This window comes from Mesorhizobium sp. M7A.F.Ca.CA.004.04.2.1, from assembly GCF_004022825.1.
Classification (GTDB): domain Bacteria; phylum Pseudomonadota; class Alphaproteobacteria; order Rhizobiales; family Rhizobiaceae; genus Mesorhizobium.
On record NZ_RZPH01001834.1, the window covers coordinates 1 to 402 of the forward strand.

Consider the following 402-nt stretch of genomic DNA (forward strand, 5'->3'; position numbering starts at 1 on the left):
CCTTCAGATAGGCGGCGAAGTTCTCGGCTAGCCGGCGCGCCGTCATCTCGTCGGCATCGGCGTTCGGATCGATCCCGGCCGACAACGCCCGCCAGCTCTGCGACAGGTCCTCGCGCACCGGCAGAACGGCCATTTCGAAGGCTTCCTGCGAAAAATCGGCGAAGGACTTGCCGAGCAGCGGCAGATCGAGCAGCCATTCGCCGGGATAGTCGACAATATCGACCGACAGTCTGCCCGAGGAAAACATGCGGCTCCAGCCGGAGGCCGATTCATATTCGATGGTCAGCCGCAGTTCCGAAATGGCGCGCGTCGAATCGGGCCAGGCGCGGTCGTTGAGCAGGGCGGCAATGTGGTCCTCGTACTGGAAACGCGGCACCGCGTCGTCGGGCTGCTGCTCGAGGA

The 402-nt window shown here is 64.2% G+C and carries 1 protein-coding gene; it reads right to left on the reverse strand.

Annotated features, from left to right (window positions below; translation table 11 throughout):
- Positions 1 to 402: YcjX family protein (locus EN893_RS37825; protein WP_164901583.1), on the reverse strand; the 402-nt coding region annotated here is incomplete at both ends.